At 66.4% G+C, this 12,450-nt stretch carries 9 protein-coding genes; 5 read left to right on the plus strand and 4 right to left on the minus strand.

Features of this window, described 5'->3' with window-relative positions; translation table 11 throughout:
* Positions 1–41 precede the first annotated feature (41 nt).
* On the plus strand, positions 42–1,088 hold the full coding sequence (locus tag IDF66_RS10255; protein WP_223309541.1) for a cytochrome c oxidase assembly protein: 1,047 nt from the start codon (positions 42–44) through the stop codon (positions 1,086–1,088).
* Here IDF66_RS10255 and IDF66_RS10260 read toward each other — a convergent pair.
* Complete coding sequence (locus IDF66_RS10260) at positions 1,082–2,209, minus strand: NDMA-dependent alcohol dehydrogenase (RefSeq protein WP_190266759.1); 1,128 nt, start codon at positions 2,207–2,209, stop codon at positions 1,082–1,084. The genes IDF66_RS10255 and IDF66_RS10260 overlap by 7 nt on opposite strands.
* A 240-nt stretch (positions 2,210–2,449) precedes the next feature.
* Between IDF66_RS10260 and IDF66_RS10265 the strand changes: the two genes are divergently transcribed.
* The 3 genes from IDF66_RS10265 to IDF66_RS10275 all read left to right on the plus strand — a co-directional run bounded on the left by IDF66_RS10265 (position 2,450) and on the right by IDF66_RS10275 (position 6,533).
* On the plus strand, positions 2,450–4,504 hold the full coding sequence (locus IDF66_RS10265; RefSeq protein WP_190266760.1) for an MMPL family transporter: 2,055 nt from the start codon (positions 2,450–2,452) through the stop codon (positions 4,502–4,504).
* A 153-nt stretch (positions 4,505–4,657) separates the two neighbouring features.
* The gene (locus IDF66_RS10270) at positions 4,658–5,614 is read left to right on the plus strand and encodes a R2-like ligand-binding oxidase (RefSeq protein ID WP_190267431.1); all 957 of its coding nucleotides are present in this window, start codon (positions 4,658–4,660) and stop codon (positions 5,612–5,614) included.
* A gap of 61 nt (positions 5,615–5,675) precedes the next feature.
* Entirely contained in the window at positions 5,676–6,533 is an 858-nt protein-coding gene (locus IDF66_RS10275; RefSeq protein WP_190266761.1) for an alpha/beta fold hydrolase, read from the plus strand.
* Positions 6,534–6,611: 78 nt separating this feature from the next.
* Here IDF66_RS10275 and IDF66_RS10280 read toward each other — a convergent pair whose 3' ends face one another.
* The 3 genes from IDF66_RS10280 to IDF66_RS10290 form a co-directional block, all read right to left on the minus strand.
* Positions 6,612–7,547, minus strand: a complete 936-nt coding sequence (locus IDF66_RS10280) for a hypothetical protein (RefSeq protein WP_190266762.1) — start codon at positions 7,545–7,547, stop codon at positions 6,612–6,614.
* Between the two features lie 180 nt (positions 7,548–7,727).
* Positions 7,728–9,899 (minus strand): 3-hydroxyacyl-CoA dehydrogenase NAD-binding domain-containing protein, encoded by a 2,172-nt coding sequence (locus IDF66_RS10285; protein WP_164308169.1) that lies wholly within the window; start codon positions 9,897–9,899, stop codon positions 7,728–7,730.
* Positions 9,900–9,933: 34 nt separating this feature from the next.
* A complete protein-coding gene (locus IDF66_RS10290) occupies positions 9,934–11,145 on the minus strand; it encodes an acetyl-CoA C-acetyltransferase (RefSeq protein ID WP_190266763.1) in 1,212 nt (403 codons plus the stop codon).
* 129 nt (positions 11,146–11,274) lie between these two features.
* Between IDF66_RS10290 and IDF66_RS10295 the strand changes: the two genes are divergently transcribed.
* The gene (locus tag IDF66_RS10295; protein WP_164308167.1) at positions 11,275–12,450 is read left to right on the plus strand and encodes a TetR/AcrR family transcriptional regulator; all 1,176 of its coding nucleotides are present in this window, start codon (positions 11,275–11,277) and stop codon (positions 12,448–12,450) included.

Consider the following 12,450-nt stretch of genomic DNA (forward strand, 5'->3'; position numbering starts at 1 on the left):
GCTGCCCCGACGGCCACCGGCCTAGGCTGGGCACCGTGACCATGAACGACGGAATGATGCCCGACTTCTGGGCGTCCTGGACCGCGACACCGATCGTCTGGGCGCTGATGGCCGTCGCATCCCTGGCCTATGTCGCCGGGGCGATCCGCATCGGTCACTGGCCGGTGTCACGGACCGCGTCCTGGCTGCTCAGCATGGTGCTGCTCGTCGTCTCGCTCAATTCGGGCGTGGCGATGTTCGCTCACCACCTGTTCTGGATGCACATGGTGCTGCACCTGCTGATGATCACCGTGATCCCGCTGTTCCTCGTGCTCGCCCAGCCCATCCGGTTGTCCGCGTCGGCACTCGGCCCCCGCGGCGGCGAGACGGTCGAACGGATCATGACCAGCACCGTGATCCGGTTCATCACCGCGCCGATGTTCACTGTGCCGCTGTATGCGGCCGTGCTGGTGCTGACCCACCTGACCGGTTTCCAGCAGCAGATGGCCGAGCACATGTGGATCCACCACAGCGAGCTCGTGCTCTACCTGGTGAGCGGTTACCTCTTGCTGCTCCCGCTGATCGGCGACGAACTGACCGGCCATGACTACAGCTACGCCGCGCGGTTCGTGACACTGCTGGTGGCGATGGGCGCCGACACCTTCGTCGGGGTGATCCTGATGCTGACCAGCTACGAGATCGCGCCCGATTTCTCGGCCTCACGGGCCGGCTGGGGCGCGGAATCGGTCCTCAACCCATCGGCGATGACCGACCAGAGTGCCGCCGGAGCGATCATGTGGTGGGCGGGCGACGGACTCATGATGTGCCTGCTGGTGTTCCTCGCCTGGGAGTGGATCCGGGCCGAGGGCCTCGGCCGAGGGCGGCAGGACTCCGCGTCCCGGCATCTGGGCAAGGCCCGGCCGTCGTTCCTCGAGTCGGCCCGACGCGATGCGCTGGGCACCGACTCCGTGGACGTGGACGACGACGATGCCGTGCTGGCTGCATACAACGCCCGGCTGGCCGCCATGCACGGACAGCAGCCCGCCGGGACCGAGGGCGGCCGGCGCGCGGGGCAGGACCCGCACGCCGAACCACACCGCGATCAGTAGTCGTCGTCGCCGTAGACGATCATCCCGCGGATGTTGTTACCCGCCAGCATGTCGTCGTAGGCCTCGTTGATCTGGTCCAGACGATAGGTCTGGGTGACCAGGTCACCGAGGTTGAGCTTTCCGGCCCGGTACTCGTGGAGCAGCGTCGGGACCTGGGTACGCGGGCTCGCCCCGCCGAAGATGGCGCCCTGCACCCGCTTCTGGAGCAGCGTCAGCTCGAAGAGGTTCATCTGGGCATCACTGTTGGCGAAGTTGCCCATACCGGTCACGATCACCTGCCCGCCCTTGCCGGTGAGGCTCAGCGCAGGCTGGATCATCGAGCCGTCGATCTCGCCGACGGTCAGGATGGTGGTGTTGGCCATCTTTCCCCAGGAGATCTCACCGATCACCGGGAGCGCCTCCTCCATCGAGGAGAACGTGTGGGTCGCGCCCAGCTTCTCGGCCATCTGCAGCTTGAACGGCACCGGGTCGACTGCGGCCACGATCCGCGCACCGGCCGATGCGGCGCCCTGGACCGCGTTGATGCCCACACCGCCGATCCCGACCACCACGACCACGTCACCGGCATGTGTCGCGCCGATCTCGACCGCCGAACCCCAACCGGTCGCCACACCGCAGCCCAGCAGCGCGGCCTCCTTCAAAGGGATGTCGTCCTCGACCTTCACCAATGACGCCTCGTTCACCGTGATGTACGGCGCGAAGGTGCCGAGCAGGCACATCTGGGTGAGACCGGCACCATCGCTGGTGTGGGCACGATGCGTGTCGTCGGAGATGGCGAGCCCGCTGAGCAGGCGCGCACCTTCGTCGCAGAAGTTCTGATCCCCCCGCGAACACGGCTCGCACACACCACAGGCCGGGATGAAGGCGGTGACCACGTGGTCGCCTTCCTTCAGCCGCGTCACGCCCGGCCCGACCTTCGTCACCACGCCTGCGCCCTCGTGCCCGCCGAGGACCGGCATCGGAGCCGGACTGTCGCCGGTGCGCAGATGGTGGTCGGAGTGGCACAGACCCGAGCTGACCAGCTTGACCTGCACCTCACCGGCCACCGGATCATCGAGTTCGAACTCTTCGATCTGCCACTTCTCGCCCGGGTTCCGGAGGATTGCCCCCTTGGTTTTCATCTCGTACGCACCTTTCTCTCGGACAGCGATATGAGACCTCGTCCACATCGTTGTCCCGTATGCACCAACGCGCATACGAAATGGCTGGTCACGTTGTGGCGGTTGGGTTTTCGGCAGACCGATCGCACGTTCGGGAGACTTCGGCCTGCGCGCCCTCCCCAGCGCCATCTCGTGCCCGCCCTCCCGACATTTCGGACACCGGTTCATGGCGTGTGCCACCGGCCATGACAGGATGGCGCCATGGCGACAAGGCCCCGGCTTCGCTGGCTGATCCCCGCGCTCCTGTTGCTTCTCTGGATCGTCATCGGAGGTGTCACCGGCCCGTACGCCGGCAAGCTGGCGTCGGTCTCCAGCAACGACAACACCACGTTCCTGCCTGCATCGGCGGAGTCGACCGAGGTGAACAGCCTCCTCGGCGATTTTTCGGACACCGACACCCTGCCTGCCATCGTGATCGCCGAACGCACCTCCGGCATCACCCCGCAGGATCTGGAGTTCCTCGCCACCGCGACCCGGCCGTTGCAGGGGACCGCGGGATTCGGTCCGGCGTTCTCGCCGCCGATCCCGTCGGCCGACCGCCAGGCCGCCCAGATGTTCGTCCCGGTCGCGACCGACGGCGAACCCGAGGACGCCGTCGAACAGTTGCGAGACACCCTGGACGGGGCACCGGCCGGGCTCGTCGTGAAGGTGACCGGCCCGGCCGGTCAGGCCGCCGACCTCAGCGACGCGTTCAGCGGCATCGATGGAATCCTGCTGCTGGTGGCCGGGTCCGTCGTGATCGGAATCCTGATCGTCGTCTACCGCAGTCCGATCCTGCCGTTCGTGGTCATCGTCTCCGCGGTGTTCGCCCTCGGCCTGGCCTCCGGTCTCGTCTACCTGCTCGCCAAGGCGAACGTGCTCGAACTCAACGGGCAGAGTCAGGGCATCCTGTTCATTCTCGTGTTCGGCGCCGCGACCGACTACGCACTGCTCCTGGTGTCCCGGTTCCGCGAGGAACTCACCCGCACCGATGACAGATACGCCGCGCTTCGCGGCGCCTGGCGCGCCACCATCGAGCCCGTGGCCGCGTCTGCCGGCACCGTCATCCTGGGCGTGCTCTGCCTGCTCTTCTCCGATCTCAACTCGAATCGCAGCCTGGGCCCGGTGGCCGCGCTCGGCATCGCGGCGTCGTTCCTCGCGTCGATGACGTTCCTGCCTGCGGCACTCGCACTCCTCGGACGCACGGCCTTCTGGCCGTTACGGCCCGCACACACCGACGACTCCGAGCCCGGCAGTGCCCATCGCCTCTGGGCGCGGATCGCCGACCGCGTCGCGGCACGCCCCCGCACGATCTGGATCGTCACGCTCGTGGTCCTCCTCGTCGGCGCCGCCTTCGCGCCCACCTTCAAGGCGGACGGCATCGCACAGACGGACTTCTTCATCGGTTCGGTGGAGTCCGTCGAGGGCGCCGACATCCAGGCCCGACATTTCGACGCCGGGAGCGGCTCACCGACCTGGGTGATCGCCGACGAGGCCGCAGCAGATGACGTGCTCACCGCGGTCCGCGACGTGGACGGGGTCGCAACGGCCGAACTGGTCGAACGGTCCGGCTCCCCGCTGGTCGTCGACGGCCGCGTGGCCGTACAGGCGACGCTGACCGACAATGCCGAGTCCCTGGCCGCGCAGGACACCGTCACCCGTATCCGCGATCGCGTCCATGCCGTCGACGACGCGAACGCACTGGTGGGCGGCAGTACGGCCACCGACCTCGACACCAGGACCACGGCCATCCACGACCGCAACCTGATCATCCCCATCGTGCTGCTGGTGGTTCTGGTGATCCTGATGTTGCTGTTGCGGAGCGTCGTCGCGCCGGTGCTGCTGCTGGCGACGACGGTGCTCTCGTTCGCCACCACTCTCGGCGTGGCAGCACTCCTGTTCAACGGGCCTTTCGGCTTCGCGGGCGCCGACCCGGTGGTACCCCTGTTCGCCTTCGTCTTCCTCGTCGCCCTCGGCATCGACTACAACATCTTCCTGATGACGCGCGTACGAGAGGAGTCGCGCACCCACGGCACCCGGTCGGGAATGATCCGCGGGCTCACCGCCACGGGCGGCGTCATCACGTCCGCGGGCGTGGTCCTCGCCGCCACATTTGCCGCACTTGCCGTGATCCCGCTGCTGTTCCTCGTGCAGATCGCCTTCCTCGTGGCCTTCGGCGTCCTCATCGACACGCTCATCGTCCGGTCGCTGCTCGTACCCGCCCTGACCCTCGACATCGGCAAACGGGTGTGGTGGCCAAGTCGACTGTCCCGCTGAGGATTCCGAACTCGAAGCAACCAGATGCCGACCCACCGGCGCGATCGACATCAAATCGCGATCCTGAGAGTTCGGTGAAATAAACACGTTTGGGTGCCGCGCCGACTAGCGTCGACTTCATCTCTCCCAAATGATCGTTAGCGGGTGATCACCATGACTCTGGCCGAACACAAGTCGCGCGGGCGTGAAGACTTCGCGTCGCTACGCAGCGGCGGCCTCAACTGGGAGTCGTTTCCGTTGCGGCTCTTCATCAAAGGGAACGCCCGGTTCTGGGATCCGGCCGCCATCGACTTCCGCCGCGACAGCCAGGACTGGACCGAGATCACCGACGAGCAACGACGCAGCACCACCTTCCTCGTGAGTCAGTTCATCGCCGGCGAGGAAGCGGTCACCCAGGACATCCAGCCGTTCATGAACGCGATGGCGGCGGAGGGTCGGTTCGGCGACGAGATGTATCTGTCGCAATTCTGCTTCGAGGAGGCCAAGCACACCCAGGTCTTCCGGATGTGGATGGATGCCGTCGGGCTGACCGGCGACCTGCAGTCGTTCGTCGCCGACAATCCGTTTTACCGGCAGCTGTTCTACGAAGAGCTCCCGTCGTCGCTGCAACTCCTCGACAGCGATCCGTCGCCGCGCAATCAGGTCCGGGCGAGTGTCACCTACAACCACGTGATCGAGGGCAGCCTCGCCCTGACGGGCTATCACGCCTGGCAGACGGTGTGCACGCGGCACGACATCTTCCCCGGGATGCAGAAGCTCATCCGCTTCATCGGCAACGACGAGCGACGGCACATGGCGTGGGGCACCTTCACCTGCCGGCGCCATGTGGCCGCCGACGACTCGCTCTGGGATGTGGTCACCGCTCGGATGGCGGAGCTGATGCCCCTGGCCCTCGGCATGATCAACTGGGTCAACGAACAGTTCGAGGTCCAGCCGTTCGGCCTGGACAACAGCGAGTTCATCGCCTATGCCGCCGATCGCGGACAGCGCCGACTGAGCGCGATCGAGTCGGCGCGCGGTCGGCCGGTGGCCGAGATCGATCTCGACTACTCACCGGAGACCCTGGAGGAACAGTTCGGCGAAGAGGACCTGAGCTCCATCGGCCGCTGAGCTGCCCCTCCCCGGCTACCACCCGTGACAACAAACTAGAACACGTTCTACCCTGGTGGACGTGGATGTCTCCTTCGACGCGACCAAACGCGAACTGAACACCGACCAGGGCGTACTGCGCTATCACGAAGCAGGCGATGCCGCCGCGCCGCCGTTGATCCTGCTGCACGGGTCCGGCCCCGGCGTCACCGGCTGGCGCAACTACCGGGGCAACCTGGACTTCTTCGCCCAGACCCACCACTGCTACGTGGTCGAGTTCCCGGGCTTCGGCGTGAGCGATGCCGTGGAGGGCCATCCGGTGCTCACGGCCGGGTCGTCGGTGATCCGCTTCATGGACGCCCTCGAGATCCCGTCGGCTCCGATGATCGGCAATTCGATGGGCGGCGTCGTCGGCGTCAACCTGGCGATCAAGAAGCCCGACCGCGTGGAGAAGCTGGTGACCATCGGCGGCGTCGGGCCCAACGTGTTCAGTTCCAGCCCTAGCGAGGGCCTGCGGTTGCTGCAGGAGTTCACCGACAATCCCGACAAGGACAAGCTCGTCCGCTGGCTGACCGCGATGGTCCACGACCGGAAACTCGTCACCGAGGAACTCATCGAGGAACGCTGGGAAGCGGCGATCCATCCCGACGCCCAGAAGACCGCGCAGATGATGTACGGCTCGGCAGCCTTCGAGATGCAGCAGCAGTTCATGGCCGCCTCCGACACCCCGCCGTACTGGGCGATGATGCACAAGGTCGCCTGCCCGACCCTGCTCACCTGGGGCCGCGACGACCGGGTGAGCCCGCCGGACATGTCGATGGTGCCGATGCGCCTGATCCCCGACGCCGAGCTGCACATCTTCCCCAAGTGCGGTCACTGGGTGATGATCGAGGCCAAGGAGGCGTTCGAGGCGACGGTGCGCGCATTCTTGCTGCGTTGACCCCCTTTCCGCGACCTCATCTCGCAGGTGCGACTTCGGCCGAGGTCGCGAACCCGAGGTGAGGTCGCGGAATGCGAACTACGCAACGATGAGCCCGAGACGGACCAGCCACGGCCGCAGCAACTCGACCAGCCCACCCTTCTCGAGTACCGCCCAGGTCCACCGGATGACCATCACACCGATCGCCCGCAGGTCGTCCTCACGTCGCTTCTCACGCATCAGGGTGTCGCGCACGCTCTCACCGGACCGGAGCAGGCGACCGTACTTGGTCATCCCGTCGAACTCACCGACAAGTAGGCCGTCCCAGTCGTAATCGGCTCGATAGAGCTTGTCGCCACAGCGGTACTCGCGCTGCAACCGCGGCACAGGCAGCTCGCCCTCGATCATCTGCGCTCGGCTCCAGGATTCCCCCACACTCTCCGACAACGCATCGGCCAGTGGTAGCGCCCGTCGCGCCGGGCGCGCCCCGCGACGACGACGATCCAGGATGTCGGCCATCAGCGTCCGGTCGGCGTCGAGCCGGCACGCGGCGTCGAAGACCGTGAGTGCCTGCGCGAAGCTGCCTGCGCATGCCACGTCGACAGCGGTTCGCTCGAGTGACGTGACCGCGACGCCGTCGACGACGACGACCTCTTCCGGGTGCAGGGACCCAGGATGAACATGCCGGAGCCCACGGACGAATCCTCCCGCAGTGAGGCCGTTGGTGAAGTGCACTTTCTCGCGATCGGATGCGAGCGTCGCCAAACCGTGGATCGCGGCCGCCGAGCCGTGACTGAGCGCGGTGCCCCGGCCATCTCGCTCCGAGGTCGCGACGGCGATAGAACGCAACCGGTAGAGGGTGTCCTCTCCGGCGGGACCCTTGAACTCGTCACTCGCGGGTACCAGCACACCCGGGGCGAGCCTCACGAGGTCGCCGCGGCGCTCGGCGGCCGCGAGCTGGTCGTCCGAGATGTCGCGGGCCAACGCCCGTTCGCGCCGTACCAAACCGTAACGGTCCGTGGGAAAGTCGATCATGCAGTGTTGGACGCAGCGCGGCCGCGATCGGTTTCTGTTCGCCCTTCCTGCGACCTCGTCTCGTGCTCGCGACCTCGGCCGAGGTCGCGTCGTCAGAATGAGGTCGCACGACGACAGAGGCCCCGACCGGAACGTGTCCGGCCGGGGCCCCTGTTCAGCTCAGCTCAGAACTTTTCGCCCCTAGAACTTTTCACCACGGGCTGCCTTGTCGACGAGCGACTGCGGCGGTTCGAAGTGCTTGCCGTACTTGGACGCAAGATCCTTGGCACGGTCCACGAAGCCCTGCAGGCCACCCTCGTACTGGTTGATGTACTGGATGACACCGCCGGTCCACGCCGGGAAGCCGATGCCGAAGATCGAGCCGATGTTGGCGTCTTCGACGGAGGTGAGCACACCCTCGTCGAAGCACTTCACGGTCTCGAGGGCCTCGGCGAAGAGCATGCGCTCCTTCATGTCCTCGAACGGGATCTCGGTGGTACCCGACTTGAAGTGGTCACGCCCACCCGTCCACAGACCGGTGCGCTTGCCGTTCTCGTCGTAGTCGTAGAAGCCCTTGCCGTCCTTCTTGGCGGTGCGGCCGTTCTCGACCATCCAGTCGACGACGGCGTTGCTGCCGTGTTCCGGGATCGACTTGCCCTCGGCCTTGAGCGCCGCCTCGGTCTCCTTGCGGATCTTCTGCGGCAACGTCAGGGTCAGCTCGTCCATCAGCTGCAGCGGCGCCGCCGGGTAGCCGGCCTGGGTGCCCGCATGCTCGATGAACGCCGGCTCCACACCCTCGCCGACGGCCGCGACGGCCTCGTTGATGAAGGTGCCGATCACACGGCTGGTGAAGAAGCCACGGCTGTCGTTGACCACGATGGGGGTCTTGCGGATCGCCATCGTGTAGTCGATGACCTTGGCCAGCACCTCATCCGAGGTCTTCTCACCGCGGATGATCTCCACCAGCGGCATCTTGTCGACCGGGGAGAAGAAGTGGATGCCGATGAAGTCTTCCTGGCGCTTCACACCCTGCGCAAGGCTGGTGATCGGCAGGGTCGAGGTGTTCGAACCCAGGATCGCATTCGGCTCGACGATGTCCTCGATCTCCTGGAAGACCTTGTGCTTCACCTCGACCGACTCGAACGCGGCCTCGATGACGAGGTCGACGCCCTTGAAGTCGGCGGCGTCGACGGTGGGCGTGATCCGCGCGAGCAGAGCGTCGCTCTTCTCCTTCGAGGTCTTGCCCTTGGCGAGCGCCTTCTCCTCGAGCTTCTCGGAGTACGCCTTGCCCTTCTTGGCGGCGTCGAGGTCGATGTCCTTGAGCACCACCTCGATACCGGCCTTGGCCGACACATACGCGATCGCCGCGCCCATCATGCCCGCGCCGATGACACCGACCTTCTTGGCCTGGTACTTCGGGTATCCCTCGGGGCGCGACCCACCGTTGTTGATGTGCTGCAGGTCGAAGAAGAACGCCTTGATCATGTTCTGCGCGACCTGACCGGTCACCAACGAGACGAAGTAGCGGGTCTCGATGATGTCGGCGGTGTCGACGTCGACATAGGCACCCTCGACAGCGGCGGCCAGGATGGCCCGCGGCGCAGGCATGTTGGCGCCCTTGATCTGCTTGCGCAGCAACGCCGGCAGAGCAGGCAGGTTGGCGGCGAAGGCCGGGTTGGTGGGAGCACCACCCGGGATCTTGTAGCCCTTCTTGTCCCACGGCTGCGCGGCTTCGGGGTTCTCCTTGATCCACGCCTTGGCGGCCGGGATCAGCTCCTCGATCGAACCGACGACCTCGTCGACCAGGCCGGTCTCCTTGGCCTTGGTCGGGTTGAAACGCGTGCCCTGCAACAGGACACCCATCAGGGCGTTCTGGATGCCGAGCAAACGGACGGTGCGGACCACGCCGCCACCGCCGGGCAGCAGACCGAGAGTCGCCTCGGGCAGACCGATCTGGACACCCTTGACGTCAGCAGCAACGCGGTAGTGGGTGTGCAGGGCGATCTCGAGCCCACCGCCGAGAGCGGCGCCGTTGATCGCGGCGACGACCGGCTTGCCGAGGGTCTCCAGCCGGCGCATCACCTTCTTCATCTTGTTCGTACGCTCGGTGATCGCGGTCGCGATCTCCTCCTTGGACTGGGTCCGCTCAGCGGTCATGTCCTTGAGGTCGCCACCGGCGAAGAAGGTCTTCTTCGCCGAGGTGAGCACGACACCGGTGATGTCGTCCTTCTCTGCCTCGAGCCGATCGACGATCCCGGGCAGCGAGGTCATGAACAGTTCGTTCATGGTGTTGGCGCCCTGGTTGGGGTCGTCCATGGTCAGGACGACGACTCCGTCGGCGTCCTTCTCCCAGTTGAACATGTTGTCACTCATGTGTTTCGACGATTCTTTCTGTGAAGTGAACGGGTCAGAGACGCTCGATGATGGTCGCGACGCCCATGCCGCCGCCGATGCACAGGGTGACGAGGCCGTAGCGACCGCCGGTGCGCTCGAGTTCGTCGAGGCAGGTGCCGAAGATCATCGCGCCGGTCGCGCCGAGCGGGTGGCCCATGGCGATCGCGCCACCGTTGACGTTGACCTTCTCGTGCGGGATCTTCAGATCCTTCATCCACTTCATGACGACCGACGCGAACGCCTCGTTGAGCTCGAAGACGTCGATGTCGTCGACGGTCAGTCCGGCCTTCTTCAGAGCCAGCTCGGTGGCCGGGGTCGGGCCGGTGAGCATGATGGTCGGCTCGCTGCCGATCTCGGCGAAGGTGACGATGCGGCCACGCGGGGTGAGGCCGTTGCGCTTGCCCGCCTCTTCGCTGCCGAGGAGCACCAGACCGGAACCGTCGACGATGCCGGAGCTGTTGCCGCCGGTGTGGACGTGGTTGATCTTCTCGACCGAGTGGTACTTCTGCAGCGCCACGTCGTCGAAGCCTGCCATGTCCGCGAGCGCCTGGAAGGCGGGCTTGAGCTTGCCGAGGCTCTCGACGGTGCTGCCGGGACGGCGGTGCTCGTCCTGATCGAGCACGATGACACCGTTGATGTCACGCACCGGGACCACGGACTTCGCGAAGTAGCCGGAGGTCCAGGCCTTCTCGGCGCGGGCCTGCGACTCGGCGGCGAACGCGTCGACGTCCTCGCGGCTGAAGCCCTCGATGGTGGCGATCAGGTCGGCGCCGATGCCCTGCGGGACGATGTAGTTGTCGTACGCGGTAGCCGGGTCGGTGAACAGTGCGCCACCGTCGGAGCCCATCGGCACGCGCGACATCGACTCGACACCGCCGGCGAGAACCAGGTCGTCGAAGCCGGACGCGACCTTGGCGGCAGCCAGGTTGGTGGCCTCCAGACCGGACGCGCAGAACCGGTTGATCTGCGTGCCGGGGACACTCTCGGGCAGACCGCTGTTCAGTGCCGCGGTGCGAGAGATGACCGCGCCCTGCTCGCCGACCGGTGAGACGACGCCGAGAACGACGTCGTTGACCTGGGCGGGATCGAGACCGCCGTGACGGGACAGGACCTCGTCGATCAGCCCGGAGACCAGATCGACCGGCTTGATGCTGTGCAGCGAGCCGCCGCGCTGCTTGCCACGGGGCGTACGGATCGCCTCGTAGATGAATGCTTGATCAGCCACGTTGAGTGTTCCTTTCGCATGAACCATGTGTGGTTACTGAACCAGGCTAACGCGGAATAACTTGTTTGGCCATACCGGGTGGTCAGGTGCCCACTCCGCGAGCGAAAGATGCGCTATGGTCGATTCACCATGTCTACCCCGAAACCCGGCAGGCGCACGCGTCCGGCCGATCGCAAAGGACAGCTCGTCGACCACGCGGCGACGCTGTTCCTCGAGCGCGGCTACCCGCAGGTGTCGGTTGCCGACATCGCACGTGCCGCGGGCGTGACGGCGCCGTCGGTGTACCGGCATTTCGCCGACAAGCAGTCGCTCCTCGCTGCCGCCGTGCTGGCCGGTGTGGACGATCTCGAGGCCTGCACCGACCGGGCCTTGAGTGCCGCGCCGACACCGGGAGTGGATCGGCTCATCGCCGCCGTGTGCACCCTGGGCGTCCGGCGCCCGGAGGCGACGTCGCTGTGGCGGTGGGCCAGTCAGCACCTGACCGACGACCAGAACCGTGAGGTCGTCCTGCGCACCCGCGAGATCCTGCACCGGTGGGCGGCCGCGCTGTCCGACGGCACCGACCTCACCGATCGCGAGGCGGTCACCCTCGCGTGGGCCGTCCTCAGTGTCGCCGGGAGTCTCTCGGTGCACAACATCCGGATGTCGGCCGGCCGGGCTCTCGACGGGCTCGACACGCTGGTGCGCCGGGCGATCGCCTTGCACCCTGCGGGGGCCCCACCGCTGCCGCCGATGCCGCCGCCCGGCGCGGGACCGTCCACCCGGCGCGACGAGATCCTCGACGCCGCCGCCGCACTGTTCGCGGTGCGCGGATACGCCGGAGTCGGGGTCGACGACATCGGCGCGGCGGTCGGGATCACCGGACCGAGCGTGTACAAGCACTTCAGTTCCAAGTTGTCGATCCTGCTCGGCATCGGCCAGCGCAGCGCCGCCCGCCTGGAGGCCGGCGTGATGGCCGCCTGGGCGACCACCGCCGACCCGGCGAAGTTGCTTGCGTTGCTGGTGGATTCGTACGTCAACGTGATCACCTCAACTCCGGATCTCTCCGTCGCGTTCAACAACTCGTTCGCTCTGTCGGGGCAGCCGACGGCATCGGATCTCGTCGATGTGCAGCGCCGGTACGTCGCGCGCTGGACGGATCTGCTGCTGCAGATCCATCCCGACCTGACGCGCGACCGCGCCGCTGTCGACGTCCACGCAGCACTGAGCATCGTCAATGATGCGATCCGGATGCGACGCGGCACGCGACGAACCGAATTCGGTGCGCAGATGGCATATCTGATGAAGGGCGTGCTGGCCATCTGA

Origin of the sequence: Gordonia hankookensis, from assembly GCF_014673215.1 — a bacterium.
Classification (GTDB): domain Bacteria; phylum Actinomycetota; class Actinomycetes; order Mycobacteriales; family Mycobacteriaceae; genus Gordonia; species Gordonia hankookensis.

Coding starts and splice junctions, on each gene's coding strand:
- IDF66_RS10255 (WP_223309541.1), top strand. CDS start 42: ATGAACGACGGAATGATGCCCGACTTCTGGGCGTCCTGGACCGCGACA.
- IDF66_RS10260 (WP_190266759.1), bottom strand. CDS start 2,209: ATGAAAACCAAGGGGGCAATCCTCCGGAACCCGGGCGAGAAGTGGCAG.
- IDF66_RS10265 (WP_190266760.1), top strand. CDS start 2,450: ATGGCGACAAGGCCCCGGCTTCGCTGGCTGATCCCCGCGCTCCTGTTG.
- IDF66_RS10270 (WP_190267431.1), top strand. CDS start 4,658: ATGACTCTGGCCGAACACAAGTCGCGCGGGCGTGAAGACTTCGCGTCG.
- IDF66_RS10280 (WP_190266762.1), bottom strand. CDS start 7,547: ATGATCGACTTTCCCACGGACCGTTACGGTTTGGTACGGCGCGAACGG.
- IDF66_RS10285 (WP_164308169.1), bottom strand. CDS start 9,899: ATGAGTGACAACATGTTCAACTGGGAGAAGGACGCCGACGGAGTCGTC.
- IDF66_RS10295 (WP_164308167.1), top strand. CDS start 11,275: ATGTCTACCCCGAAACCCGGCAGGCGCACGCGTCCGGCCGATCGCAAA.